Annotated in this window: 20 protein-coding genes; 6 read left to right on the forward strand and 14 right to left on the reverse strand. The window is 47.2% G+C overall.

Translation table 11 applies throughout. The annotated features are described in order from the left end of the window. Nucleotides 1-28 precede the first annotated feature (28 nt). From hydE to AC6I1F_RS07415, 7 genes are all read right to left on the reverse strand, one after another. Nucleotides 29-1189 (reverse strand): [FeFe] hydrogenase H-cluster radical SAM maturase HydE, encoded by a 1161-nt coding sequence (hydE, locus tag AC6I1F_RS07385; RefSeq protein ID WP_290448901.1) that lies wholly within the window; start codon nucleotides 1187-1189, stop codon nucleotides 29-31. Nucleotides 1190-1374: 185 nt separating this feature from the next. Further along, the gene (pnp, locus tag AC6I1F_RS07390) at nucleotides 1375-3543 is read right to left on the reverse strand and encodes a polyribonucleotide nucleotidyltransferase (protein WP_251450170.1); all 2169 of its coding nucleotides are present in this window, start codon (nucleotides 3541-3543) and stop codon (nucleotides 1375-1377) included. A gap of 179 nt (nucleotides 3544-3722) precedes the next feature. Then, complete coding sequence (rpsO, locus tag AC6I1F_RS07395) at nucleotides 3723-3992, reverse strand: 30S ribosomal protein S15 (protein WP_160334638.1); 270 nt, start codon at nucleotides 3990-3992, stop codon at nucleotides 3723-3725. A gap of 377 nt (nucleotides 3993-4369) precedes the next feature. Beyond that, nucleotides 4370-5929, reverse strand: a complete 1560-nt coding sequence (locus tag AC6I1F_RS07400) for a 2-isopropylmalate synthase (RefSeq protein WP_289163816.1) — start codon at nucleotides 5927-5929, stop codon at nucleotides 4370-4372. A gap of 144 nt (nucleotides 5930-6073) precedes the next feature. After that, nucleotides 6074-6946 carry a CDP-diacylglycerol--serine O-phosphatidyltransferase gene (pssA, locus tag AC6I1F_RS07405; protein WP_289163814.1) on the reverse strand — a complete coding sequence of 291 codons (873 nt, stop codon included), beginning with the start codon at nucleotides 6944-6946 and terminating at the stop codon, nucleotides 6074-6076. Nucleotides 6947-6960: 14 nt separating this feature from the next. Beyond that, nucleotides 6961-7722, reverse strand: a complete 762-nt coding sequence (locus AC6I1F_RS07410; RefSeq protein ID WP_289163812.1) for a phosphatidylserine decarboxylase — start codon at nucleotides 7720-7722, stop codon at nucleotides 6961-6963. A 119-nt stretch (nucleotides 7723-7841) separates the two neighbouring features. Next, nucleotides 7842-8588 carry an SIMPL domain-containing protein gene (locus tag AC6I1F_RS07415; RefSeq protein WP_289163811.1) on the reverse strand — a complete coding sequence of 249 codons (747 nt, stop codon included), beginning with the start codon at nucleotides 8586-8588 and terminating at the stop codon, nucleotides 7842-7844. 380 nt (nucleotides 8589-8968) lie between these two features. On the opposite strand from AC6I1F_RS07415, the gene AC6I1F_RS07420 reads away from it, so the two are divergent. After that, complete coding sequence (locus AC6I1F_RS07420; protein WP_289163809.1) at nucleotides 8969-9955, forward strand: NAD-dependent epimerase/dehydratase family protein; 987 nt, start codon at nucleotides 8969-8971, stop codon at nucleotides 9953-9955. Between the two features lie 54 nt (nucleotides 9956-10009). On the opposite strand, the gene AC6I1F_RS07425 is transcribed toward AC6I1F_RS07420, so the two are convergent. Beyond that, nucleotides 10010-10672: a hypothetical protein gene (locus AC6I1F_RS07425; RefSeq protein WP_251450162.1), complete on the reverse strand. Its 663-nt coding sequence runs from the start codon at nucleotides 10670-10672 to the stop codon at nucleotides 10010-10012. Nucleotides 10673-10859: 187 nt separating this feature from the next. Here AC6I1F_RS07425 and AC6I1F_RS07430 point away from each other — a divergent pair, with 187 nt between their 5' ends. Further along, nucleotides 10860-11696 carry a DUF805 domain-containing protein gene (locus AC6I1F_RS07430; RefSeq protein ID WP_289163807.1) on the forward strand — a complete coding sequence of 279 codons (837 nt, stop codon included), beginning with the start codon at nucleotides 10860-10862 and terminating at the stop codon, nucleotides 11694-11696. 23 nt (nucleotides 11697-11719) lie between these two features. Here the strand turns inward: AC6I1F_RS07430 and radA are convergent, their stop codons facing one another. Next, nucleotides 11720-13174, reverse strand: a complete 1455-nt coding sequence (gene radA, locus AC6I1F_RS07435; protein ID WP_289171624.1) for a DNA repair protein RadA — start codon at nucleotides 13172-13174, stop codon at nucleotides 11720-11722. 163 nt (nucleotides 13175-13337) lie between these two features. Between radA and wbaP the strand changes: the two genes are divergently transcribed. Genes wbaP through rfbD form a run of 4 tightly spaced genes read left to right on the forward strand, consistent with a single transcriptional unit; the run spans nucleotide 13338 to nucleotide 17265 of the window. Next, entirely contained in the window at nucleotides 13338-14789 is a 1452-nt protein-coding gene (wbaP, locus tag AC6I1F_RS07440; RefSeq protein WP_497801708.1) for an undecaprenyl-phosphate galactose phosphotransferase WbaP, read from the forward strand. A gap of 6 nt (nucleotides 14790-14795) precedes the next feature. Next, nucleotides 14796-15875 (forward strand): dTDP-glucose 4,6-dehydratase, encoded by a 1080-nt coding sequence (rfbB, locus tag AC6I1F_RS07445; RefSeq protein WP_497801709.1) that lies wholly within the window; start codon nucleotides 14796-14798, stop codon nucleotides 15873-15875. Further along, nucleotides 15872-16414, forward strand: coding sequence for a dTDP-4-dehydrorhamnose 3,5-epimerase (gene rfbC / locus AC6I1F_RS07450; RefSeq protein WP_160334648.1), 543 nt, complete (start codon nucleotides 15872-15874; stop codon nucleotides 16412-16414). The genes rfbB and rfbC overlap by 4 nt, the downstream gene beginning before the upstream one ends. Continuing rightward, complete coding sequence (gene rfbD / locus AC6I1F_RS07455; protein ID WP_290448905.1) at nucleotides 16411-17265, forward strand: dTDP-4-dehydrorhamnose reductase; 855 nt, start codon at nucleotides 16411-16413, stop codon at nucleotides 17263-17265. Before rfbC ends, rfbD begins: the two co-directional genes overlap by 4 nt. Here rfbD and AC6I1F_RS07460 read toward each other — a convergent pair. The 5 genes from AC6I1F_RS07460 to AC6I1F_RS07480 form a co-directional block, all read right to left on the reverse strand. After that, a complete protein-coding gene (locus tag AC6I1F_RS07460; RefSeq protein ID WP_497801710.1) occupies nucleotides 17262-18602 on the reverse strand; it encodes a phosphoethanolamine transferase in 1341 nt (446 codons plus the stop codon). The genes rfbD and AC6I1F_RS07460 overlap by 4 nt on opposite strands. 514 nt (nucleotides 18603-19116) lie before the next feature. Continuing rightward, nucleotides 19117-21084 (reverse strand): LTA synthase family protein, encoded by a 1968-nt coding sequence (locus tag AC6I1F_RS07465; RefSeq protein ID WP_290448907.1) that lies wholly within the window; start codon nucleotides 21082-21084, stop codon nucleotides 19117-19119. A 638-nt stretch (nucleotides 21085-21722) separates the two neighbouring features. Next, nucleotides 21723-22508, reverse strand: coding sequence for an IS21-like element helper ATPase IstB (istB, locus tag AC6I1F_RS07470; RefSeq protein WP_281523620.1), 786 nt, complete (start codon nucleotides 22506-22508; stop codon nucleotides 21723-21725). Continuing rightward, nucleotides 22480-24051, reverse strand: coding sequence for an IS21 family transposase (gene istA / locus AC6I1F_RS07475; protein WP_497801711.1), 1572 nt, complete (start codon nucleotides 24049-24051; stop codon nucleotides 22480-22482). The genes istB and istA overlap by 29 nt, the downstream gene beginning before the upstream one ends. A 281-nt stretch (nucleotides 24052-24332) precedes the next feature. Further along, on the reverse strand, nucleotides 24333-26165 hold the full coding sequence (locus AC6I1F_RS07480; protein ID WP_290432582.1) for a sulfatase-like hydrolase/transferase: 1833 nt from the start codon (nucleotides 26163-26165) through the stop codon (nucleotides 24333-24335). Nucleotides 26166-26202: the final 37 nt, after the last annotated feature.

The raw sequence follows: 26202 nt of genomic DNA on the forward strand, positions 1-26202 counted from the left end.
GACTATTTTAGTTGACTCGAGGAAAAAACTAAACCGCTTTAATCGGAATTTGTTTTACAGCACTTTGCTGAAGCCCGGCTTCCTTGCGCATAAGCCATTTACGGGAAGAACCGCTCTGATTGAATCCAACAGTTCTGCCGCGAGATTCAATTCTCTGCTGCAGGCCGGCTGCAAAAAATGAAGGATCGTCCGTAAGATTCGGCTTCTTATCGTAAAGCTGGTAATCACCTCGATAACAAAGCGGCGTCAAATTCGGCATAATGACATTGGCCCCGTGTTCAATCCCCTTCTCTCGCCCTTCCGGATCAAGAACCTGAAGCGCAGTGGCCGCGGCAACGTTGATATTGCCGAGAACCAGCCGAGTGACTGCAATCATGTTCAGTGTCAGACGAAATAATTGCTTAGCCTCCATCTGTCCGATCTCTTTCAGATCCGCCCCTTCACTCATCAGGTACGGACCCATACCGATCATGTCGGCGTCAATTTTTTGAAAAAGACGAATGTCCGCACAAAGATCATGCAGCGTCTGACCCGGAATCCCGATCATAACGCCTGTGCCAACCTGATAGCCGCATTCTCTCAGCCACTGCAGACACTGCAGGCGATGCTCAAGATGCTTGTTCTTCTTCTTTGGCGTGTGATGAAGAAAATCAAAGAGCTCATGATTTGAGGTTTCAAAGCGGGCCAGATAGCGCAGATTATCTCTGTTGCCGCTGCTTTGAGCCCAGTATTCGTAAACTTCCTTCGTCTGATCTCCAAGAGAAAGCGTTATACCAACGCCGTTCGGCAGCTGCTCGCTTATCGTTTCAGCATGTATCGCGCGAAGTGCATCCGCGATAAATTCAATAAATTTAGGATCGTTTCTCTCTCCCGCCTGAAGACAGATGCTGCCGTAGCCGTGATCAGCCGCAAATTTGGCGCAGCCGACAATCTCCTCCTTTGTCATTTCAAAGCGAGGAACCGAATGATTGTCTTTGCGAATACCGCAATAGCGGCAATCCGAAGTGCAGACATTTGATACTTCTATCAGGCCGCGGTAATAGACGTTGCTGCCCATCAGTTCAGTTGTCCGCTCGTATGCGGCTTTCTGAAGCGCTCGGCAGTCCTGTTCGTCTTTCAGGCCTAAAAGATAAACAATCTCTTCATCCGAAAAAACAGTTTGTTTGAGAAGAGTTTCTAAACTTTTCATATCTTTTCTTTCATCTGCTCGTTCCGCTCAGCTCAGTAAACTTATCACCGGACGACACGATTGATTTACTTTAGGATTGCAATATCTGCAAATATAACGCAAATGATTTAATTTTTGGTAAGTGTTGAATTATAAAAATCCCGATGAAATGTTCGTTCCACCGGGATTATCTTTTAAAGGATCAATTAGCCTTTGATAACGTCAGGACTTTCATTTTCCTGCTGTTCCGCTTTTTCTTCCTTGACGGGCTTTTCAAGCAAAGCCTTCATGGAAAGACGGATACGGCCTTTTTCATCCATTTCCAGTACCTTAACGCGGACAACCTGACCTTCCTTTAGATAATCGCCAACCTGGTTGACACGCTCATGGGCGATCTGGCTGATATGAAGCAGTCCGTCTCTTCCTGGCAGTACCTGAACAATGGCGCCGAAATCGAGAAGTTTCTGAACTGTGCCTTCATAAACCTTACCAACTTCAACTTCAGCAGTAATCTCTTCGATTCTGCGGCGGGCTTCCTGGCCGGCAGCCTGATCAACAGAAGCAATGGTCACAGAACCGTCGTCTTCAATGTTGATTGTTGTTCCAGTTTCTTCGGTCAGCGCGCGGATCACGGCACCGCCCTTACCGATCACGTCACGAATCTTCTCGGGGTTGATCTTGAAGCTGATCAGACGAGGAGCGTATGGAGAAAGCTCTGTCTTCGGAGCGGAGAGCGCTTCATGCATCTTAGAAAGAATATGCATACGGCCTTCTTTAGCCTGAGCCAAAGCGACCTGCATAATTTCCTTGTTGATACCTTCAATCTTGATATCCATCTGCAGAGCGGTCACGCCGTGATCCGTACCGGCAACCTTAAAGTCCATATCGCCAAGGTGGTCTTCATCACCAAGAATATCGGTCAGAACTGCAAACTTATTGCCTTCCTTAATAAGACCCATTGCGACGCCGGCAACGAAATCGCTCAGCGGAACACCGGCGTCCATCAGAGAGAGGCAACCGCCGCAGACGCTGGCCATAGAAGAAGAACCGTTGGATTCGCAGATTTCGCTAACAACACGCATGGTGTACTGGAAATCTTCTTCCTTAGGAAGAACGGCAAGAAGAGCACGTTTTGCAAGACGTCCGTGGCCGATTTCACGGCGCTTCGGAGAACCGACGCGGCCGGTTTCACCGGTAGCAAACGGAGGCATGTTGTAGTGAAGCATGAAGCGTTCACGCTGTTCGCCGGTCAGACTGTCAACAACCTGTTCGTCCTGCTTTGTACCGAGCGTAGTGACAACAAGCGCCTGGGTTTCACCGCGGGTAAAGAGCGCAGAACCATGAGCGCGCGGAAGAACTCCGGTACGAATTTCAATCGGACGTACAGTGCGGGTATCACGGCCGTCAATACGAGGTTCACCGTTAAGGATCTTACCGCGGACGTGCTGAGCTTCCATCTCAAAGAGGATGTTGTTGACTTCGTTTTCTCCGATTTCGCTAAGCTCGCCGGCCTCAACAGCCGCATCAACCTTCGCGTTAACATCTTCATATACCGCACGCAGGCATTCGTTTCTATCCTGCTTGCTTCTGTGTTCAAACGCTTCATGAATGCGGTTGCCGACGATTTCGGTAATGAGGGCGACGAGTTTCGGATCTCTCGGAGCAGGCTGCCAATCCCACAGCGGTTTGCCGCCTTCTTCCACCAGTTCGTCAATCGCGTCGATAACGACCTGCATCTTCTCGTGACCAAACATAACGGCGCCGAGCATGACTTCTTCAGAGAGCTGATCCGCTTCGGATTCCACCATCAGAACGGCTCTTTCAGTACCCGCGACAACCAAGTCCAGCTTGGAGTCCTTCATCTGAGAAAGATTCGGGCAGAGAACATACTCATTATTGATATAACCGACGCGCGCGGCCGCGATCGGTCCGTTGAAGGGGACGCCGGAAACAGCGAGCGCTGCAGAAGCCGCAATCATGGAAGGAATATCCGGATCAACTTCAGGATTTACGGAAAGAACATGAATAATGATCTGTACTTCGTTAAAGAAGCCTTCCGGAAAGAGCGGACGAATCGGACGGTCGATCAGACGGGAAGTCAAAGTTTCTTTTTCGCTCGGACGGCCTTCACGTTTAAAGAAGCCGCCGGGGATTTTTCCCGCAGCATAGGTTTTTTCAATGTAATCGACTGTCAGAGGGAAGAAATCCTGTCCAGGTTTGATTTCTTTTTTTGCAACTACGGTTGCAAGCACCACGGTGTCATCCATGTCGCAGAGAACTGCGCCTGTGGCCTGACGAGCGATTTCACCGGTTTCAAGGCGAACCTTATGGTCGCCGTACTGAAAAGATTTAACTACTTTGTTAAACATCGTCATGACGATTTTTCCTTTTTTACTCCCCGGCACATTGCGGTATCTACGACTCGGCGGCTAAGCCGCCTTACGTACATACAGCAACGCGCCCGAGGCAAACAATAATTCAGCAATACAAACAAACACAGCGGTCCACGGCTATGACGCCGAAGACCGCTGCCAAAATCACCCTACCGACAAAATTACTTGCGCAGACCGAGAGATTCGATCAGAGCTTTATAACCGTCGAGGTTTGTTCTCTTGAGATAATCAAGAAGTTTACGACGGCGAGAGACCATCTTCAGAAGGCCGCGACGGCTGTGATGATCTTTCGGGTTGGCTTTGAAGTGCTCAGTGAGTTCGTTGATACGAGCTGTCAGGAGAGCAACCTGAACCTGAGAGGAACCGGTGTCACCCTGAGACTGGGCGTACTTCGCAATGATTTCAGCTTTCTGTGCAGTAGACTGTGCCATTTTAAAATTTCCTTTGCCTTTTAGGCGTTACGTGCGATCCCGCTGGAAATACATCGGGACGTGTTTAAAAACGAACATGAATTATATAGGAAAATCCCGATCTTCCCGTTAAAAACAAATAAAAATCTTACCTTTATTTACTTTAGACAATCATTTGGTGCGTGCCGCCAATTCATCTAGGAGGTAATAAAGCTCTGTTTTAATCCTAAATTCAAAGCATTCAGCCGGTCTCGAGGTCCTCTTCCGTATAGAACCATTACGAGCTGAATTAAGACTAATCAGACTCTAATCAATATCCGAAACTTTTCCATACTCAGCCGCGGCAGACCTAAAAGTGAAAACGGGCGTTAATACGCCCGTCCGAAACAAAAAGAAAATTAAGGAGTCGGTTCCTGACCGAACTGCGGATTGGTTCTCTCCGCCTGATTCGTGAGCTTATTCAGCGCGTCAAGGTAAGCTTTAGCACTCGCGGCAAGAATATCCGGGTCTGAACCGTTGCCGTTCACAACTCGTCCGCCTAAAGTCAGTCTGACAGTAACTTCGCCCTGAGACTCCGCTCCGCTCGTCAGCGCGTTGATCGAGAAAAGAAGCAGCTCTGCCCCGCTCTTGGCGCAGCTTTCAATTGCTCTGAAAGTCGCATCAACCGGACCGTTGCCGTCTGCTCTTCCGACCCGCTCTTCGCCGTGGTCCATGTAAACAACCTCCGCCTGAGGACGCTGTCCTGTCTCACTCGACTGTTTCAGTGAAACAAAATGAATCGCCTGCTGCACTACATTGCGTGTATCAAAGAGCGACTGAATGTCTTCATCAAAAATTTCAGACTTGCGGTCTGCCAGATCTTTAAAGCGTGCGAACGCTTCATCAATCTCTGTTTCACTCTTGGTCGGAATTGCTAGTTCACGAACTCGCTGACGGAAAGCAGAACGCCCAGAGAGTTTTCCCAGCACCATACGGTTGCTCTTCCAACCGACAGACTCCGGAGTCATGATTTCATAAGTTTCTTTGCTCTTTAATACACCGTCCTGATGGATACCGGAGGCATGAGCAAAGGCGTTGGCGCCCACAATCGCTTTATTAGGCTGAATCGGGAAGCCGGTAATGGAAGAAACCAGTTTGGAAGCCGGGACTAACTGCTGGGTATTAATGTCCACGCCGAGGTTAAAGTAGTCGTTGCGGGTCTTGACCGCCATAACGAGCTCTTCCAGCGCGCAGTTGCCGGCTCTTTCTCCCAAACCGTTAATCGAGCATTCCACCTGACGGGCGCCGCCGTGGATGACGCCGGAGAGCGAATTGGCAAGCGCAAGTCCTAGGTCATTATGACAGTGCACCGACCAGACGGCCTGATCCGCGTTATAAACATGCTCGCGCAGATCTTTAATGAAATGTCCGAACTGAGACGGAAGCGCATAGCCGACCGTGTCCGGAATATTGATCGTGGTCGCGCCTTCGCGGATCGCAGCTTCAATGATGCGATACAGGAATTCCAGCTCTGATCTCGAAGCGTCTTCACAGGAAAACTCAATATCGTCCGTATATTCTTTTGCGACACGAATCGCTTCAACCGCACGCGCGATAACCTGCTCAGGCGTCATCTGGAGTTTCTTCTCCATATGCAGCGTAGAAGTCGCGATGAACGTATGGATACGTCTTCTCGGAGCTGCGGCAATCGCCTCGCCCGCTTTGCGGACGTCTTCGACTTTTGCTCGCGCGAGCGAGCAGACCGTAGAATTGCGAATCGATTTTGCAATCGCGCAGACCGCTTCGAAATCTCCCGGTGAAGCGGCCGCGAAACCGGCCTCAATGACATCCACTCCCAAAAATTCCAGTTTTTTGGCGATTCTCAGTTTGTCCGAAGCGCTCATGCCGGCTCCGGGACTCTGTTCTCCGTCGCGCAGAGTGGTATCAAAAATAATGAGTTTATCGCGTACTTTGTTCATTTTTATTTCTCTTTAGGTTTTGGCCCGTAACCTATTAAGTATAGAGGTCAAAGACTTTCGCACCAAGTTTTTTGCCATTGTTTTACCGCAGAGAACAAGAAAAAAGCCCGGACAATGCCGGGCGGAATTATGCGGATCTACAGCTTAGTGCTGCTCATCCTCTGGTTCGTCAAAATCAATATCGGAACGCTGAGGAATGACCGGGTTGGGCTGTCCGGTGTACCAGAGATAGAACTGATAAACAAAACCGGAAAGCGCGTACAGGCAGAAGAGGATAAAGACCATCAAGGCCGGATCCGTCGACAGGATAAAGAGCAGAATCACGGCGGCGATCAGAACCCAGAAAGGCACGCTTTTGCCGTAATGGAAGCTCTTGCCGGAATAGAACGGCGCATTGCAGACCATGGTAAGACCTGCATAAACCGTAATAATCATGGCAAGCCAAGGCAGCCAGTCACTGTTCACCGGCATTCTCTGATCCACAGCGAGCCAGACAAAACCTGCGACCAACGCCGCGGCCGCCGGAGAAGGCAGTCCCTGGAAGAAGCTCTTATCCACTACGCCGATGTTCGTGTTAAAGCGCGCAAGACGAAGTGCTGCGCCCGCGCAATACACAAACGCCGCGGCCCAGCCGAGTCGTCCGAGATCGTGAAGCGCCCACTGATAAACCACCATCGCAGGCGCCATACCGAACGCGCACATATCGGCGAGCGAGTCAAACTGCTCGCCAAATGAACTCTGAGTATGTGTGAGACGCGCGACACGGCCGTCGCAGCCGTCCAGAATCATGGAGACGAAAATCGCGATCGCTGCCTTCTCGAAGTCGCCCGCCATAGCGATCACAACCGCATAGAAACCGGAGAAAAGACTTGAGAGCGTAAAAAGATTCGGCAGTAAATAAATGCTTTTTTTACGAACCGTTTCAATTCTCTCTTTCACAAGAGCCTGCGGCGTTACGCGAGGACGCGGTTTGAAGTTTCTTCTGAGCGCCGGTCTGTTTTTATTTTGAATTGCCATTGGAGCATCTCCGGTTATTTGACTTCCGGCTCTGCAGTCGGTGTCATCTGTTCAGCAGTCTGAACTTCAGCTTCTGCGGCGGCAGGAGCATTCAACTCAGGAGCTTCTTCCGAAGACTCCGGCTTCTGAGGGTTCAAAAGCGCAAGAACGGTATCGGCGGCACGAACTTTCTGACCGACAAAAACCAAAACTTCCGCGTCTGTCGGAACATAAATATCCACACGAGAACCGAAGCGGATAAAACCGAAGCGCTCGCCTCTTGTCACTTCCTGACCGATATGCAGATGGCAGACGATGCGTCGGGCGATCAGCCCGGCGATCTGCACGCATGTGATCACAGGGCCTTCGTCAGACTGGATCACAATCGCATTACGTTCGTTTTCGCTGCTGGCCTTGTCAAGATCGGCGTTGAGGAATTTGCCGGGCTTGTAGTAGATCGCTTCAACCTTTCCGCCGATCGGGCTGCGGTTGGAGTGAATATTAAAGACATTCATAAAAGTCGAAATCAGGACTTCTTCCTTGCCTGTGTAAGGATTCTCGACCTTTTGAATCTTACAGATGCGGCCGTCGGCGCCCGCAAGCACGCTGTGCGGCGTCTGGCTGATCTCTCGCGGAGGATCGCGGAAGAACTGAATAACAAAAATCAGGATGACCCAAAAGATAAAGGAGATAAAGCCTCCGATGAGCCACCAAACTAACAGCGCAATGAATATGGCTGCACCGATAATGCCCCAACCTTCTTTAGCCAAGATGGGATATGAAGAATTTAATTTCAAGCCTTTCTCCTTTACTGGTTCAGGCAGCACTGCTCACGCAACATGCTGAGCGTGCCGTCTCAAGTGGCTATTTTAGCCAAAAAAAGCTTCTGTAAATGTTTACGATTAATGAGAACGCATTAAGGCGTTAATGGGGAGTCCACGGTCAGGGTCGCTGCAACCGACATGGAAAGCTTGGTTGAACCTGCTTCAAATGCCGGAGCCGCGACTTTTGCGTTCGCTGCCGCGCTCATATAAACGCCTCTAGCCATCACGCCTTCGGGGAATCCTCCGTCTGTAAATTCAAGTTTTTTGAATTTCAGGGACTGAGGCGCAAGCTTCATCGCAAGCGCCACGGATTCGGTCTGCTGATTCAGGGCCTGCACGGCCGCCTTTGAGAGATGATCCCGGGCGGACGATTTTGCTTCGTCGCTCATAGAGTACGAGACACCGTCTAAAGCAAGGCCGGACTGCTGCGCTAACTGCACGAGAGAACCTACTCCGTCTACATCTTCAGTCACCACGCGAATCGACTGTCTGGCTCTCCAACCTGCGATTTGGGGCGCCTCTCCTTTTTTCGGTTCGGTGTAAATCGCCTGGGTGTAGTAGCCGTCGTTTTCAATACGTACCATTGAAGAAAACTCTCGGATTGTCCCCTGAGCCTTTGCCATAGCCGCGTTAACCTTGCTTTGCGCATCCGCCAGATCATGCTCTTCGGCCTGCGCATAAAGGCGTATCGTAGCCAGATCATTTTTAAAACTCAGCTGAGCGGTCGCTGTGAGCATAATCTGCGCGTCTTTGCCCTCAGGCTGCAGATTGAATTCTTCAGCAGAGCTTGTGACGGCCGCAGCTGCCATAACCGTCGCGGCAACAACAGATTTAAACATTGTTCAGCCTCCTTTATACAAATCGTTTCATCAAAGTCCGGTTAAACTAGCACATCACTTATCACTTATGAGTCCATCGGTAACTATTTCCGGTATACCGCTAATAAATTTGAATAACGTATATACCGAAATTATGTGCTTTTCCTAGTTTAGACTCACATACGAATGGCAATTAGACACGGCAATTTTCGCCAAACCTGCACAATCGTCGTCATAATTGTCCAATCTCTTGATATCATCCATGAGAAATGTTTAGTTAACGACTCGTAAAAAGGACAAATGCGGCGGAAAGCTCAGATATTAGGAAAACTACCTTAATAACAATTACTAATACTCTTAAATCGCCTCTGCGCCTAGAATGCCTGTACAGGAGAAAAAGAATGGTTATGCGAGCCGCAGTTTTTGGTGGTGCCGGTTTTATCGGTACAAACTTGGTCTATCGGTTGATAGATAACGGCTGTCAAGTTTTTAATTTTGACAACCTTTCCGGATTAGGAAATCTGCTGAATATTGCCGAGCTCATGCAGCAAAGCAATCATAGTTTTGCGCGCTGCGATGTGACAAACTCCGAAGAGATTCGTCAGTCGCTGCTCATGGCCGCGCCCGATACGATCTTTTTCTGCATTACTCCGAAAAAGCTGGACAGCAGCAATGCGCTCGAGCCCTTTGAATGCTTTCTAAAGACACTTAAAAACTGGCGGGAAACCTTTGCCGATCGTGTTCTTCCGGTCAGCAAGATTGTGATCGTGATTTCTGAGTTCCACAAATCTCAGAAACAGCTGAAAAAGGTCTATGACGACATTAAAGCGGTTATTGATCAGTATGTCGCCGAGGGCCTGCCGGTCACATCTCTTTTTGTACCGATTGCTTTCGGGCCTTTTCAGCAGCCCGACAGCCCGATTCCGCTCATCATCTATCGCGCGATCGAAGGCGAGACGATTCCGGTCATGTATCCGGAAGAGCCGGCCGGAGATCTGGTCTACGTCAAGGATGTCGCGGAGGCCTGTCTTTTAGTTGAAGACCGCGGTCAAATCGGCGTTCATTACGAGATGGAGGGAACTCAGCCCTCTTTCACAAATATCGAAGCGGCCGACTGTATCTGTTCAGTGCTGAATAAATACCTTCCTCCGCCGGTGGGACGCTACCAGGCACTCATCGAGGAGATCGCCGCGGATACACCGCCTGCTCCTGAAATTCCGAAGAATGAAGCGAGTCTGGATAGACTCGGTCACCTTACTAAAACACCGCTGAGCGAAGGGCTTTCTGCCACAGTCAAGTGGTACTTGGATAATGATCGCTGGTACAGCCAGTCGAATACAAGGTTCTTCTATCTCTGGCAAAACCCGGAAAACGTTTTATCGTCATAAAACTTAAGGCCTGGAAAATTTTCCTCAGGCCTTTTGTCTGTTTTGTGCAGCGGATTACTTGATCTTGTTGGTTTTAGACCAGCGCTCCTCTTCGTCCTCCCCAAGGAAAACACTCTGGATGCTTGCCGCCTTCATGCTCGGCACAAAATCAAGACCCGGCTGAACCAGATTTTGGAATCTCGGATCGCTTGTAATCTCCAGGATGGACCAGCGAACCGCCTTATCCAGCCCTGCGGCTAAACGGCGGCATCCGTCCTGCATGTTTTTAAGGGAATCCGTAGGCACGTTGTAGACAACCGCCGCTTTCATGGAGGAGCCGTTTGAAGAGAAGAGCTCCATATTGATTCGCCAAGCCAGCATCGTCGGCTCAGCTTGAATCTTGACTGAATCGATCAGGTTGTAGATTTTGACCTTCGGTTTGTCCTGATTCAAAGCGCCGCCGTTTTTCAGGTCCGCCATAAAGGCGTTTTTCCAATAAGCGGCAAACGCATCATTGAGGTTTTTATATTTTTCTTCCCCCGGGATCGGAAAAATCGTTCCTGCGCAGTCAAGATCCATCGCTTTAGCTACTCGAACTTCCGCCACCGCGACATCTTCGGCCTGAAGACGTTTAACACTTCGCGCGTTCTGCGCGTTAGGCTCGTAGGCGTTGGTTACATAAGGCTCAGGCGTACTGCAGCCGCTGAGCAGCACCGCGCTGAGAGACGATAAGAGCAAACAAATCCTGAATCGATTAAGCATAGACAATTGAACATCACGGGTTTAAGACGCCTCTATTGTACGAGCAAAAGATGAATTTCTTTCTTCCGGAGGTTTATGGACGCAAATTGGAGAACGGAGCGTATAAGTCTGCAGGCTTTCCACTAAACTCATTGGAAAGAACTCAAAAGAGGAGACTAAAAAAATGATTTTTGCCTGGTACCGCTACTGCTTTAAAAAATATTTTTCCGGCGGCGGCAGAGCTTCCAGAAAAGAGTATTGGAGTTTTACTCTGATCAATGCCGCGATATTCATACTCTTCTGGCTGATCTCCCGAGTGGTGGACGCGCCCGCGGATCCTGCGGCAGTCGGACAGGCCGATGCGCTTCCGGAAGATCCGGTGCTTTCAATTCTCTTCGGAACGCTTTATCTGATTTTTATTCTGGCGATCTTAATACCGTCATTTGCCGTCACAATGCGCAGACTGCACGACAGAAATCACAGCGCATTATGGATTCTGGCTCAGTTTATTCCGGTACTGAACCTCGTTGTACTGATTATGCTTTTACTGCCCTCCAGCCCGCGTCCGAACGCATACGGGCTGAGAGCGCCGAGAACACCCGATGATATTGTTCCGAATATCGCGCAAAACATTTACGGTCCCTACGGTCAAGTGGTATACACTTCCGACAGTAACAATCCGTATGAACCGACACGGCAAACCACTTCACAAGGAACACCTATGGCACAGCAAAACTCGGGCGAAGTTCAGACCAACAGTGCAAACCATCGTCCCATGAAAGCGGATGAATCCGGAATTGTCTCTCTTCTCAAAGGACTTTCCGGTGCGAAGGCTCAGGCAAAATCGCCTGAAGCCGCACACGAAACCGTCTTAGACGAGATCATGAAAGAAGATCTGCCCAATGCGGATACTCAGGCGGGTATCGCTGTCGAGCCCGCTGCAGATAAGTCGAACCATCGTCCGATGACGCCGCAGCAGTCCGATCTGGTCGGTTTTCTGAATCAGATTTCTAAAAGCTGACAACAGCATCTAAGAAGCGGCGGCTACTCTTCCGGATAGACTTCTTCGTCATGTCTTCTGGCGGTGGATCCGAAAATAATCCGCATCGCTTCCTTCAGGTTGTCGACACCGACAATTTCCACGCCCGGGATATCCTGGGCTTTATTTTTAAGGGGGACAATCAGGCGGCTGAATCCGAGTTTAGCTGCCTCACGGATTCTCTCCTGTCCTCTTGCGACCGGTCTGATTTCCCCGCCCAGACCGACTTCTCCGAAGATCGCCGTTTTGCTGCTTACAGGACGATTGCACATAGAAGAAACAATGGCCGTCAGTACAGCCAAATCGCTTGCGGTTTCCGTGATTTTTATACCGCCGACTGCGTTTAAAAACACGTCCTGATCATACGTCGGCAGGTTCACATGCCTGTGCAGGATGGCAAGAAGCATTGTCAGGCGCTGCCCGTCCGTCCCTACTGTCAGTCGTTTCGGATTAGGTAGCATGGATTTATCCACGAGTGCCTGAATCTCAATCAGAATCGGCCTTGTCCCTTCCAAATTAATAAATGTGACGCTGCCGGGGACACCTTCGCGCCGCTCAGCGAGAAACAGAGCGGAAGGATTGCGCACGCCTCTGAGTCCTTTATCCGTCATCCCGAAAACTCCGATCTCATTGACCGAACCGAAGCGGTTTTTACAGGCCCTGAGGATGCGGTAGTTGGACTCTGGATCACCCTCGAAATACAGTACCGTGTCGACCATATGTTCAAGCACACGGGGACCTGCCATTGCGCCTTCCTTAGTGACATGACCGACAAAAATCACACCGATGCCTTTTCTTTTGGCGATTCGAGTCAGTCTCGCCGCGCATTCCTTTACCTGAGAGACTGATCCCGGAGCTGCCGACAACTCTTCAGAAAACAGCGTCTGAATGGAATCGATAACAACCCACTGCGGAGAGACATCATCAATGACGGCTTCAATTTTTTCCAATTGAATTTCACTGATAAATTTCAAACCTTTGGTACTGACTTCCAAACGCTGAGCTCTGAGCGCGACCTGTGTCGGACTTTCTTCGCCGCTCGCATAAAGACAGACTTGGCCCAGAGCGACCATCTTGCACATTGACTGCAGCAGCAGTGTTGATTTACCGATACCCGGATCTCCGCCGATAAGAACGACTGAGCCGGGAACAAAGCCGCCTCCGAGCGCTCGCTCGAGTTCGGCGAATCCGATCAGAATCCGCGGTGACTCTTTGGCTTCAATCTCCGACAAGTCAACGATATCAGAGGTGCCCGCAAGAGAAGCTCTGCCTCTGCCCGCGGTCGAAGAAGCCGACTTCGATTCCGCTCTGGCGAATCGATTGGTGCTTTCAGCCTCGATACGAAATTCTTTCATTGTGTTGTAGGCCTTACAGGACGGGCACTGACCGAACCACTTAGGAGCGTCATAACCGCACTCTGAGCAGACCCAGGCGGTTTTGGTTTTTGATTTTGAAGCCATAATCTTTAAAAAAACGTTTTACGCATTTTAGTCATTCTATTGTAGGCAATTGTGCGACAATTGATGTCCTTAAAATTAATAGCAGATCCCAAATTGCTGTACCATTCACAGTCCGAAGATGCTGAGAGTAGAATTCAGGACAATATCTCTACCAAGCATACCGATGAAGCCAGTAAAGATCTCATTTTCAGACCGGTTCAGCTCTACGCTGCAGCCGATTTTTCTGCTGTGCTTGGATTATGTCTCCATTATTGCGGCGGAAGCTTTTGCCGTTTTATTCCGTGAATGCGTTTTAGTGCTTCTTGATCGTGAATATGACGCCTTTGACATTGAAGATCTGGATTTTTACGTCCTTATTCCTCTGGTATTTCTCGTCTTCCTTCACTGGGGACGTACTTATATTCGGCTGCTTTCCATCGGAGAAATGGTACGCAGAACTTTTTATTCTGTGCTCTACGCCATTATCGCTTCGATTGTGGTTTTATTCCTCGCCGGCAAAGCGCCGGTTATTTCCCGACTCTTTATTACCTTCTTAGGCATTTTTGTTTTCATTTTTGTCTGCTTTGCCCGCTTGGTTTGGCGTTTTATCTGCAATCGATGGGATCTGCTTTTGGAGCCGACCATCCTCATCGGTTCGGATCAAACAGCACGCAGACTCTTAAACTATACGGCGAGCAACTCTTTCTTCGGAATTAAGGTTGTCGGAATTATCGATGACAGTCCAAAAGGTAAAGCGCTTGAAGGAAAGTTTCCGCTCCTCGGACCTCTTGCCGAGGCCCAGGAGATCGTTAGGAAAACGAAAGTCCAGAATGTCCTCGTGCTTGCCCCCAACATGAAATCGCAGAGGCTGCACAGTTTAATGGACAGTCTCTTCCCCTACGTAAAAAACATCTCGTTTGTTCCCAGTACTGAGGACATGCCTGTTTCCAACATGGAGATCCATCGACTCTACTCGGAGAACATGGTTGTTATTTCGGTAAAGAACAACCTCTCGAGATGGTACAACCAGGTTTTTAAACGGGCATTTGACTTCTTAGCGGCGCTTTTCGGCACTTTATTGATCTCGCCTTTCTTAGCGGCAATAGCGCTCATTATTGTCTGCACAAGTCCCGGGCCTGCGATATATGCTCATCGCCGTGTCGGAAAAAACGGGAAGCACTTTAACTGCTACAAGTTCCGTTCAATGGTACAGAATGCGGATGAGCAGTTAAAACAATATCTGGCAGCCAATCCTAAAGCGGCAAAAGAATGGGCTGAAACACAGAAACTCAAACATGACCCGCGTGTTACAAAAATCGGCGCGTTTCTGCGCAGAACTTCTCTGGATGAGCTACCGCAGCTCTTTAATGTCATTATCGGGCAAATGAGTCTGGTGGGACCAAGACCGATTGTTGACTCCGAAATTCCAAAGTATGGTGAGTTCTTCTCTGACTACAAGATGGTTCGTCCCGGAATGACAGGTCTATGGCAGACAAGCGGCAGAAGCGACACCTCTTACGATAGACGGGTCCGGCTTGATGCATGGTATGTACGCAACTGGAACATTTGGCTTGACATCAGTCTTATTGTTAAGACAATAAGGGTTCTTCTCAGTTCTAAAAACGGGGCATATTAACCAGTCATGAGAATTCTTGTCACCGGCGGCTGCGGCTTCATCGGCTCTACTTTTATCCTTCAGCAGCTCAGTCTTGGAAGAACCGTTCTTAACCTTGATGTTCTTTCCTACGCTGGAAATCCTGAAAATTTATATTCGGCCGCCTGCTCTCCAAATTATTATTTTGCGCACGGCGATATCGGCGATCGAGTTCTGGTTTCCGGACTGCTTCAGGAATTTCGTCCGGACGCAGTTGTCAATTTCGCCGCTGAAACGCATGTAGACCGCTCTATAGTCGATCCGACACCCTTTTTTAAAACCAATGCGTACGGAACAGCGTCGCTTTTGATCGAAACACTAAACTGGTGGAAGAATTTGTCAAAAGCACAGCGGGAATCGTTTCGTTTCCTGCACATTTCCACGGACGAAGTATTTGGCTCGCTCTCTGATGATGAAGCGGCTTTTTCTGAGGAAAGTCCATATCGCCCGAGAAGTCCTTATTCCGCTTCAAAAGCCGCCGCAGATTTTTATGTTCGTTCTTTCCATGAAACATATGGCCTGCCGACTTTAATCACAAACTGCTCGAATAATTACGGACCGCGCCAGTATCCTGAGAAATTCATACCGCTGCTAATCATCAATGCACTGCAGGGAAAACGGCTGCCCATTTATGGAAACGGAGCCAATATTCGGGACTGGCTCTACGTTGAAGACCACTGTCAGGCGATTGACACGGTTCTGACCCGTTCTCGTCCCGGAGAAACCTACAATATCGGCGGCAATTGCGAAAAAAGCAATCTGGACATAGCGTACGCAGTGACAGGTATGCTTGATGAAATCAAGCCAAGAGCAGACGGAAAGTCTTACAGCGATCAAATTGCTTTCGTTAAAGACCGTCCGGGACATGATTTTCGTTATGCGATAAATGCGGAAAAAATCCGTCGTGACTTTGGTTGGAAACCGACGCATTCCTTGGCTTCCGGTCTTCACGACACCATCAGCTGGTATCTCGCCAATGACGGCTGGCTTGAGACCATTCAAAGCCGTTCATACAAAGATTGGTATGAACTGAATTACGCCGAACCTCGCTTTGAGGATGAGAAATGAACGTCATTGCTTCAGACCTTTCCGGAGTATTGGAAATAAGGCCGAAGGTATTTTCGGACGAACGAGGCTTTTTTGTTGAAACCTGGCAGTCGGAGCACTATTGCTCGCTTGGGCTTCCCGAAAGATTCGTTCAGGACAATCACTCGTTTTCAGTCAAAGGAACACTGAGAGGACTGCATTTTCAAAAAAAGTTTCCGCAAGGTAAGCTGATTTACGCGGTCACCGGCGAAGTATTTGATGTCGTCGTAGACATTCGCAGAGATTCTCCGACGTTTGGTTCCTGGTGTTCTTTTCGGTTATCTGAGAAGCGATGCAATCAGCTGTGGATTCCGCCCGGATTTGCGCATGGATTTTTAACGCTCTCTCCTTCTGCGCACATTATCTATAAGTGCACGGATTTTTACCATCCTGAAGACGAAGGCAGCATCTGCTGGAATGACCCGACTCTGTCGATCAGCTGGCCTATTTGCGATTCTCCCCTTCTCAGCAAGAAGGATGCCGCAGCTCCGAGATTCAGTGAAGCCCTTAAATCACTATGAAAATTCTGATTACCGGCGCCAAAGGACTTCTTGGACAAGCGCTTGCTCAAGCTTTAAAAAACGAAAGACCGGTTTTAGCCGGCAGAGACGAGCTCGATGTCACAAACTTAGAGGACTTTAAAAAGTTCGCCTCTAAAGTTAAGCCGGATGTCATTCTCCATTGTGCTGCCATGACCGATGTCGACGCCTGCGAAACGGATAAAAGACAAGCATACCTCGTCAACGCCGTAGGATGCGGATACGCTGCAGCCGTCAGCCGTCTCGTTAAAGCAAGACTCATTTCCATCTCAACGGATTATGTCTTTGACGGGAAACAGTCCGAACCGTATGGAGAAGAAGATGCGGCAAACGGCGGAGATTCCGTATACGGACGTTCAAAATTTATCGGAGAGGAGTTCATTCGGGCGTTAAATCCCAAGCACGTTATTATTCGCACGGCGTGGCTGTACGGCCGCGGCGGAAAAAACTTTGTTGATTCCATGCTTTCACTTTCTCGGAAAGGAGTTCCTGAACTCAAAGTTGTTTCCGATCAGCGCGGAAATCCCACAAGCGCTGTCAGCGTTGCAGAAAAAATCCGAGAAATATTACAGCGGCCGGAAATTAAAGGAACTATTCATGTCACGAGCGAAGGTTCGGCAACTCGATATGAATTTGCTGAAGAAATTTTTAGACTTGCAAATATTTCGCAAAAGGTCGTTCCGTGCAGCTCTGAGCAGTTTCCGAGGCCGGCGCCCAGGCCAAACAGTTCTTGTCTGTCTAAGAACGCTCTTCGACGGTACGGTTTATCTCCTATGCCGGACTGGCGTTCGGAGCTCAAAGAGTACCTAACCTCCTTAAAGAAAGAGGATTAATAAATTTCCTGATTCTTTTCGTGTTTTTTTAATTCTGTAATTTCCTTTGGTTCAGTCCACAAGTAATTCTCGTTCAGCCAAGATTTTTCTGCATACGGAAATTTACATTGTATTCCTGCGATATCGAGCAGCATATATGAAAGCCAGTCGCCCCTGAACGGCCTCTTTTCCAAATCCTCAGCGATCAGCTTCACATCCGGTCGATTTGTCCAAAAGAGAAACGGTATTGTATATCCGCCTAACGTTGTTGAGGAATGCCCCATCAAATCATCACGACGGCCTGTCTCTGCGCCATGGTCGGATAAGTAAACCCAGGAAACAGGCTGTCCGGCTGAGTGCTCTTTTGTAATTTCAAAAGTCTTCGCGAGGATCCTATCCTGATACAGCATTGCCAGATCATATTGACTTTTCAGGAGCTGATTCCTCAAGCTTTGACCGTTATCCTTCAACATCTGTTTCACTTCATCATTTTCGTCCCAATTAGGTTTGAGATCATGTGGATATCTCAGAGAAAAATGAGGATGAAGTCCGATTAAATGCACAATAATGAGTGTTTTTCCATGTGCTTTTTCCAGTGCTGACGCCAATTCCGGAAGCACTTTTTCATCCATAGAAGCGCTTGAGCGGCCGCCTTTTCTGTTCAAACTGACGCTCTCATCGGAAAAAGTCTGATATTCCGCATGTATCGCCGTATCCTCCTGATTACTGATCCATACAATATGAAATCCGGCTTTCTTAAAAAAAGCCAGGGCATGACCGTGTTCAGGCAAAGGCGCAGGATCGAACTCAAGCATCGTATTAAATGCCGCTACCGTACTGAATCGAGTGGAGTACGCGATTTTTGCTTTGAGGAAATTTCTCTCGTTTTTATCAATCTCCTCTAAACGAGGCGTTGTCTTTCTGGAGTAGCCGTACAAACTCATGTCTTCGCGGTTCATGCTTTCGCCTATTACTAAGACAATCGTCTGCGGCTTATCTCCGGCTTGGGTAATGTATTTTTCTGCGGTGTTAAGGTACTTTTCGTTTTCCTTTTCAATATTTGCCCAGAAATCTTTTTGAATGCTTAACTGGTGATACAAGTCCATATACACGCAGATTGGAAACCTGTTGCGCCATGCATCCTGGTAAAAGGAGAAGCAGAAAAGAAGCAGAAGAAGAAACGCGACTCCGTCTAATATTTTGGAAACGACAGGCTTTGCAGCAAGCAATTTAACCAAAGCGTATACATAAACAGCGTACGCAAAAATGGCAAGACAAGTCCAAAGAACAATATCCTGCAGACTCGTTTGAATGTAGTCTGATGCTTCTTTTTGATTCGTGTTTGAGATGGACTCCACGATGAACCTCGAAGTAAGACTTGCATCATAGTTCTCGTAGAAATATCCCTGCAATCCGCAATAAGAAAAAACAATAAACGACAGAACGACTGCAGCAATAAAACTGAGTATGCGATGGACCTTTCTTCTTAAAAGAGCAGTGAGAAAGACAAACGGCAGAAAAAAGACAGAGATCTGCAGGCCTCTGACTAAACCGAGACAGCAGGAGGAAAAAATTAAACCTATTGCAACAGCGCCGAGCAAATAAAGCCCGATTAAGCCGCCATTACCTAATTTGTCGGCATTAGAAATTTCAGTCCTCCAACTCTCGCACCTCAACTCTTGAAAGGGCAATGATTAGTCTTGCTCAGATTGTATATGAATCCCTGCGAGACTATGCATCCAAACCATCTTTGTTAACAACTTATCCCCAAACAATTAGCTGTCAGAGATTTAGTGTAAAAACCTCTCCCTTTGGGGTTTCTGTCATACATATATCGCCGATGACAACCGACTCAAAATCATTGTCCATTTCTCATTTCGCTATTAAACCTTCTCTTACGATCAGTTCACTAAGCGCTCTCTGAGCACGTGCAATCTCGCCCATCTCAAGCTGTTCATTAGTGCAGGAGTCAGACCTTTGTAAAGTATCCCCATGCCATTTGTAGCAATCGTAAGAATTGCCGCCTTTTAAGGTCACGAGACCGGCATCTCCTATCGTAAATCCATTGTTATCCCAGGATATGAAGGAAACTGCGCCATCAGGTATTTTCTCTTTTGCAAAAAGATTTCTTCCCTTACTGATCCCCGATTTTGCACCCGTAGCCGCAGAAAGAAGCGTTGGAATTATGTCTCTATGCGAAGCCCATTTATCCGTGTTCGCAAGCTGTCTTGTTCCCGCATTAGGAATCCAGAAGATAATCGGAACTCCATAAACATGGTGCCAGTTACCTTCTACAATATATTTCAAACGAGCATTATGATCACCCGTAGCTGCGACAACTGTATTTTTCAGCCAGCCGTTTTTGTCTAAATTCAAGACAAATTTTCCTAAGTTGTCAGCCGCATACTGATACGTCTGCAAAAGCAAATTGTTTTGTTCTTCAGAGGAATCTCTCTTAATGTAATTCGGCAAAGCACTGGAATTGGTCCCCTGCACTGTTTCATTATCAGGAACTTTAAAAGGCGGGTGATTAGTGGTAGACAACATCATAATGAATACAGGCTGTTTGTCTTTTTCCGCTTTATCGAGAATATCCTCAGCATACTTGAACATCCACTTATCCCCAATTCCCCAAGGGCCAAGTTCGGCCTCAGGAAACTTATCGGATATAGCTGCACTTCCTATGACTTCATCGAATCCGAAATTTCTAAAGGTTTCGTTAATTTGTCGCCATGACTCTGGAGAACCTGTAAGAAATATTGTCTTATACCCCGCCTTCTTGAAGTCAAAAATCTGAGAAAACGTTAATTTGTTTCTTCCGTAAATACCTTGTGAAATAGGCGTGATAGGTGTGTCAAAAATAAGTCCTTCTAAAGAAGGGAAGGTCCCGTTCATGATACTGACGGCCTTCTTAAATACCACTGCAGACGATAATGCTTCTTCCAAACTTCCTAGTGTATTGTTGCCTTTCGACGGATTATGAGAAAGAAAGATGTCTGCGCTCATCGATTCCATAACAGCAAAAACAACATTAGGCTTATCAGAAGGGGCGACTGGTTCTTTTGATGCGGGTGTCAGCTTCTTCTCCGCTTCCTCTCTTGAGGTATAACCAAACTTATGCAGAGCCTGATTTGGATCGCCTGCGATCTGTGTATTTTTCCAAGCTTTTGTTGCTTCATATAATGCCGCAGCTCCATTGGGTACGCAGGAATTAATCAGGCTTATTTTGCTTACAGAAAAGTCCTCTTGGCGTAAAGGAAACTTCGTCAAAGATCCCCGAACAATAATTGCAAATACAAGAGTAATACACAAGCCTAAAACAAATGCCTTGCCCCTACCCATTGGTGGACAGGTTTTCGGACTTTTAACCATGCGGCAGCACAAGAAGGGAATCGCCACGGAAACCAATATAACGATTAAATAACTAACTACAGGCCAATCTTCCCATATCGTTTCGATAATCGCCTTAGTATCATCTTGAAGCAATCCGTAAACCAGAGCGCTGATCGGAGTCTTATAGAATCCGTAAAAACCAAAATTCCCGGCGTCCAGAAGAATCAACAGGAAATATCCGATGCCGGCAAGTATGCATGAAATGATGTAGAAGGATCTGATCCAACAGGAAAGGATAAGTGCCAACCAAGCTGGGATTAGGGCTAAGCCAAGCCATTTAGCATCAACTCTTATTCCCGTCCAAACCGCAGGAAGGAAATCCATTAAGGTGATATTCGGATTACCTGAGGAATAAAAAATAAAGAAAACAAAACGGTACAAAGACAGGATTACAAGCCCTATCAAAAAAAATAAACAAGCTTTTTTGACTTTAGTCTGCCAAACCATATATTTCTCAGTATTAAAAGTTCAATAGAGGGCGCCCCGCACTCAGCCTCTACAACATTGTTCAATAACTTTTCTAAAATCTTCCGGTTACCTCAGGGCCTTAAATGAATAAGGACATTCTGGCTGTCACGCAGTCTTTCGAGATTTTTAAAAGCTTCCCGATAACCCAATAATACCGACTCACGGGACACATCATAATAAATCAACAACTTGTTGATTTCTCTCAACGATTCGAACGGTATTCTCAATGGTTCGAACGACGATTCTCAGCGTTCGAACGGAGCTAATTTTCAGTGTCGGCTGATGCGTCAACGTTGATAGGTAAATCAAATTCTCACAGGTTCGAACGCTCAGTTTTAACCGTTGGGCCGACCTGTAGTTTACAAGATTTTGTGATAGCTATTTTTATAGTTGTTTGCAGTGATTTTGCGAGCACGTACGGTGTCAAGCCAACGTGGGATAAGTTGTAACGGAGCGCCAGCGAGGTTACAGCATTATGCCGCGAAAGTGGCTTGACGCCGTTCTTCTTTAATATGCTGTACAAAGGCCGTTAAGCACACTGCTTAACGGCCTTAAAAACAGGCGGCGACAAGCGTTAAAACGCGTTTGGCCCTGCAATTAACTTCTTCTATTGACCTTTAGGATTTCTGCACGCCTCCATATTGTTCCATTTGCCTGACTGAGGCACCGTACATTTCGATTCTGTGGGAGACACTGACGAGTCTGTCCAGGATTGCGTCGGAGTAAGTCGGGTCGTTGATATATTCAGCCCATTTACTGACCGGCAGTACGCTTGTGACGATAGTACTTGCGTACATGTATCTTTCGTTTATTATTTCCAGCAGATCCTCTCTGGATCTGGCGTCTAACTGTCCGATGCCCCAGTCATCGAGGACTAGCAGATCAACATTTTTATACTCCTTGAGTTTTTTGAAGTATGTTTCGACGATCTGATGTGACGCAGACATTTGGTTAAGCAGCAGGGGTATTCTGACTACCCTTGCTGTTTTCCCTTTCATGCAGGCCTGATTAGTTAAGGCGCACGCAAGGAAGGTTTTACCGCATCCGGCAGCTCCGGTAATAATGATGTTTTGGTGCCTTTCCATCCACTGCATCGTGAGGAGCGCCTCTGCCTGATTTCTATCTAATCCTCTTTCAATGCTGAAGTCGATTGTGTCAGGACGAGCGTTTGGCAAGCAGATTTTTGCTTCTTTAAGACGACGGTTTAGTGCATTCGAGTCTCGCTTTTCAACCTCATATTCCAGCCCTTCGATGACGCAGTCAAGCAAAGGCATTTGACAGGCGTCAGGGTCAGTAAGAATCGCACTGAAGCGCTCATAAGCGGCACGCATTTTCAGCCTCTTGCACAACTCGCTGAGACGCAGAATTTTTTTATCATGAGTAGTTATTTCTGATGTTTTCATGTTCAACAGTCCTATAGTCCTGGTCTTTGTCGGAATTATCTAAGCCCATAAGCAGCTCTTTCTTTCGCATATTCACAAAGTTCTCGATAAAGCTGTAGCTCAGGAACTTTTGTTCGAGCGCAACGCCGAGGGCTTCATTGGCGAGCCGGATCGATCCTATTTTTGCAAGCCGCCTTAGGCAGGAGCAGAATCTGCGGGCGTTCATTTGATCGGATTCCCACTTGATCTCCAAGACGTTTACAACCGTACTTTCGTTGTAGCCGCAGTCGATCAGCTCTTGTGCCCATTCATCCTTACTGAGCCGTTGGTGCTTTTCCTTTGCCGTCAGATGCTCAGGCAGAATGTGCGTCTTCTGGCCTGAAGCTTCAAGCAATCTCTTGTGCTTGCCAATGCAGACGGCGGTCTCAATGTCGTAAATGAAGACATTTTCGGCTGTCTTCAGCACGGAGACTCTTTTACCTACGTGGCTGGCAGGAACGCTGTAACGATGACCACAGTCCTCAGTGAGCCTGATACAGTGCCCTTTGTCAACCTTTAAGTACTTCCAGCTGCCGACTTCAAAGGCAAGGATGGGAAGACTTGCCAGCGCTTTTTTCTCGTGCGCCGCAAATTCAATTTCGCGACTGCTTTGGCGATTCTTTGTGAACGGACGCTCGTTGAACTGACGTACCTTCTCAAGAATCTGCTCGTTCAGATCAGACAGATCAAACGCTCTTATCGGACCCTGCATCGACAGAGGCGCTATCACATGCCGATAGAAGTGTAAAACGCTGTTTTCTACGCGGTTCTTGCCCTTTGGACTTCGCGGCCGACAAGCAAAGGTGTTGATCCGGTAGTATTCGCACAGATTGGTCAGGATTGGAGAGTAATCGATTCTGCTTTGCTTATGCGACATGACAAGGCTCCTGGCGTTGTCGACTATAAGCGTCTTTGGAATGCCGCCGAAGAACTCCAAGGCTTTGACAATCCCTTGCATCCAGGAGTGCTGTTTTTCATCGTCAAAAGCGCAGGCAAACATCTTCTGACTAAATGTCATTGTGGCAACAAACAGTTTGGATTTGCGGCTTTTCCCATGCTTGTCGACCCAATTGATAAGCTCGCCGGCAAAATCGATTTCCATCGAGCCGCCGGGTACTCGCTCCAAGTTGGTATAAACCTCCTTCGGAGCTTTAGCTTTCATTGCCTTATCTATTTGACGGCAGAACGTCGGATACGAGCAGGCGCTGCTAGGGTCAGATGCCTTGTATGCTTCGTAAAGAAGCTGTCTGGTTGCATACTTGACGTTTGCAAGCTGAGTTATGACTTGATCTGTATCGATTTCTCGGTACTTTGCGTCAATGTGAGAACACAGCAGCTCTTCCAATACGGCTGAATCAGTCTTTTCGATCTCCGTGTACGTCAAGCCGGATGCTTTGATCTGGTTTGCGTATTTTGAGACAGTTGACTTCGATACGCTGACGGAAGCTGCAATTTTCGAATACGGTTGATTCAAGTTCAGCAGAGCTGCAATTTTCTTGATCTTTTCCATTGAAGATTGTTCCATAAATTGTCCCTAAAAAATTTAAGGACATCAGACTACAATCCAACGGAAAAAACTGAAACATGCTAAGCGTTCGAACCAGTGAGAACACCGTACTCAACTGGCAGAACAATTAGCTAGCTACTATTATGAGAGGGGGCGTTCGAACACTTGAGAACACCGTTCGAATGGTTGAGAGAATTCAACTTGTTTTTAAACTAACCATTCACTATTCCCTTCGTTTCTAGTAAGGTGTAATTCTCTGTCTTTTCCAACATGGGAATTCACTTCAAAGCCGGCATCTGCTACTTGGAATAGCGTCTTAGTTCCTCCAATACATCTGACATGTAATTCGGTATATCTTTACCAGGAGCGGGTCTGAAGGTTTTGTCCAAGTGTTCCAGCATTCCGGCTCGATTAATAAGAACAATACGATCGGGTTCAACAAATCCGTCAAGGCTGTAACCGCTGACATATACCCAATCTCTTCTATTTTCAGGCTCCCAAATTGATTGTCCTACTGAGTAGCCTTTTGTTGGATTTGTACAGCCCAAAACCTCCGGAAGAATTGTCGGAACCAAATCAAGATGTGATGTTAGGTAATTTACCTCTCCGGCTTCTTTCCCCGGCCAATGAATGACTAAAGGCACCTTGACCTGAGGATCCGTAAAGTTTCCACCATGGCTCCAATAATTCAGTTTGTTATCGTTAAATTCGTCTCCGTGATCCGAACTAATAACGACAATAGTATTGTCCATTAGTTTCTTTTCTTCAAGGAACTTCAAGACATTTTCAATCTGATCGTCCGCATAGCGAACCGCGTTCTTATATCGAGCTAAATACGGTGCGGGATCAAAAGAATTAGACAGTTCTAAATGATTGACGTTCTTCCAATAGGGCTTAAACACCTCATACTTTGGCTCTCTTGGAAAATCATAAGCGTGCACTGAATCTAAGAAGATAAAGCCGAAAAAAGGTTCTCCGTTCTTGATTGATTGCTGCCACTTTTCAAAATCCTCTACGGCAAACTTATCTGATTCGACTGAATTGTCTCCTCTCGGATCGATGCGCAAACCCTTAATAGAGGAAAAGATGGTTTTATGGAATTCCGGCATATCCAACGGAGCCCCTGCAAATATTCCGATGTTGTAATGAGCATCCTGCAGAGCGGTGATAAGGATTCCGGGAGTTGACCCGGTCAGTGCTTTCTTCCAATAGCTTCCGGGCAGTCCGGTAAATAGAGAGAAAATACCATGCCGTGTATTGTTGCCGTTGGAATAATGATTCGTGAAAGTAATGTTCTTCTTTGAGAACGCATAGGTATTAGGCATAACATCCGCCGTCAGCATGTCATACCGAAGCGTGTCGACAAAAAGAAATAATATGTTGTAGCGTTTGCCTCCATGGCATGTAAGAGGTTCCAGCGGATATTTCATATCCGAAGAACCGTCTGCTTGAATTTTCTGGGAATTTGCATTAATAGCATCTCTATTAACAAGGCCGAGCTTTATAAAAACATTGTTCATTCTCAGAGGCCGAGCTAAAGGAATTTTCTCGGGAACTGTCGTGACGCTCGTATCGAAATGAACGAATGCCCAGGCGTAATGAATATTTGACCAAATAAAACCCGTTAAACAAAGAAGAGAAAGAGTTCCGACGATTATGGTCCCTGACACTCTCCTCGCAGCCTTAAAAAACAATGCAATGACTATTGAAATGACTACAAGATAACCAATAATTTCAACGATCATCGGAAGAGAGAAGCTTACAATTCTTCCTCCGCCAAAGAAGGTCATTTGAAGCATCGCTAAATTCAGATGAGTTCTATACATCGGATAGACAAATGCATCTGCAACTAAAAAAGCGACAACAAAGAAATCAAAAACTGCGACAATCCACGGAAAGAATGAGGACAGACGCACCCCCTTCAGTAGTAGGGCAAGAACCCCCACAATAACAAAAGAATAAAAAAAGTAAGTTCCTCCGGTTAAAGTCGTAAAAAAGAAAATTTGGGATGAATTCCAAGAAGGAAGTAACCCAGATGAATGAATAGACAAATAGCCTAAAACAATCGCAGAGATACCAATAAAAAGCGAATTTGATAAAAGCAAGTTAGCTGTCTGATATTTTTTTTTCATTTCTTAATCAAACCTTCTCTAACAATCAGTTCACTGA

It is taken from the genome of Parasutterella sp. St.1A3 (assembly GCF_059728705.1).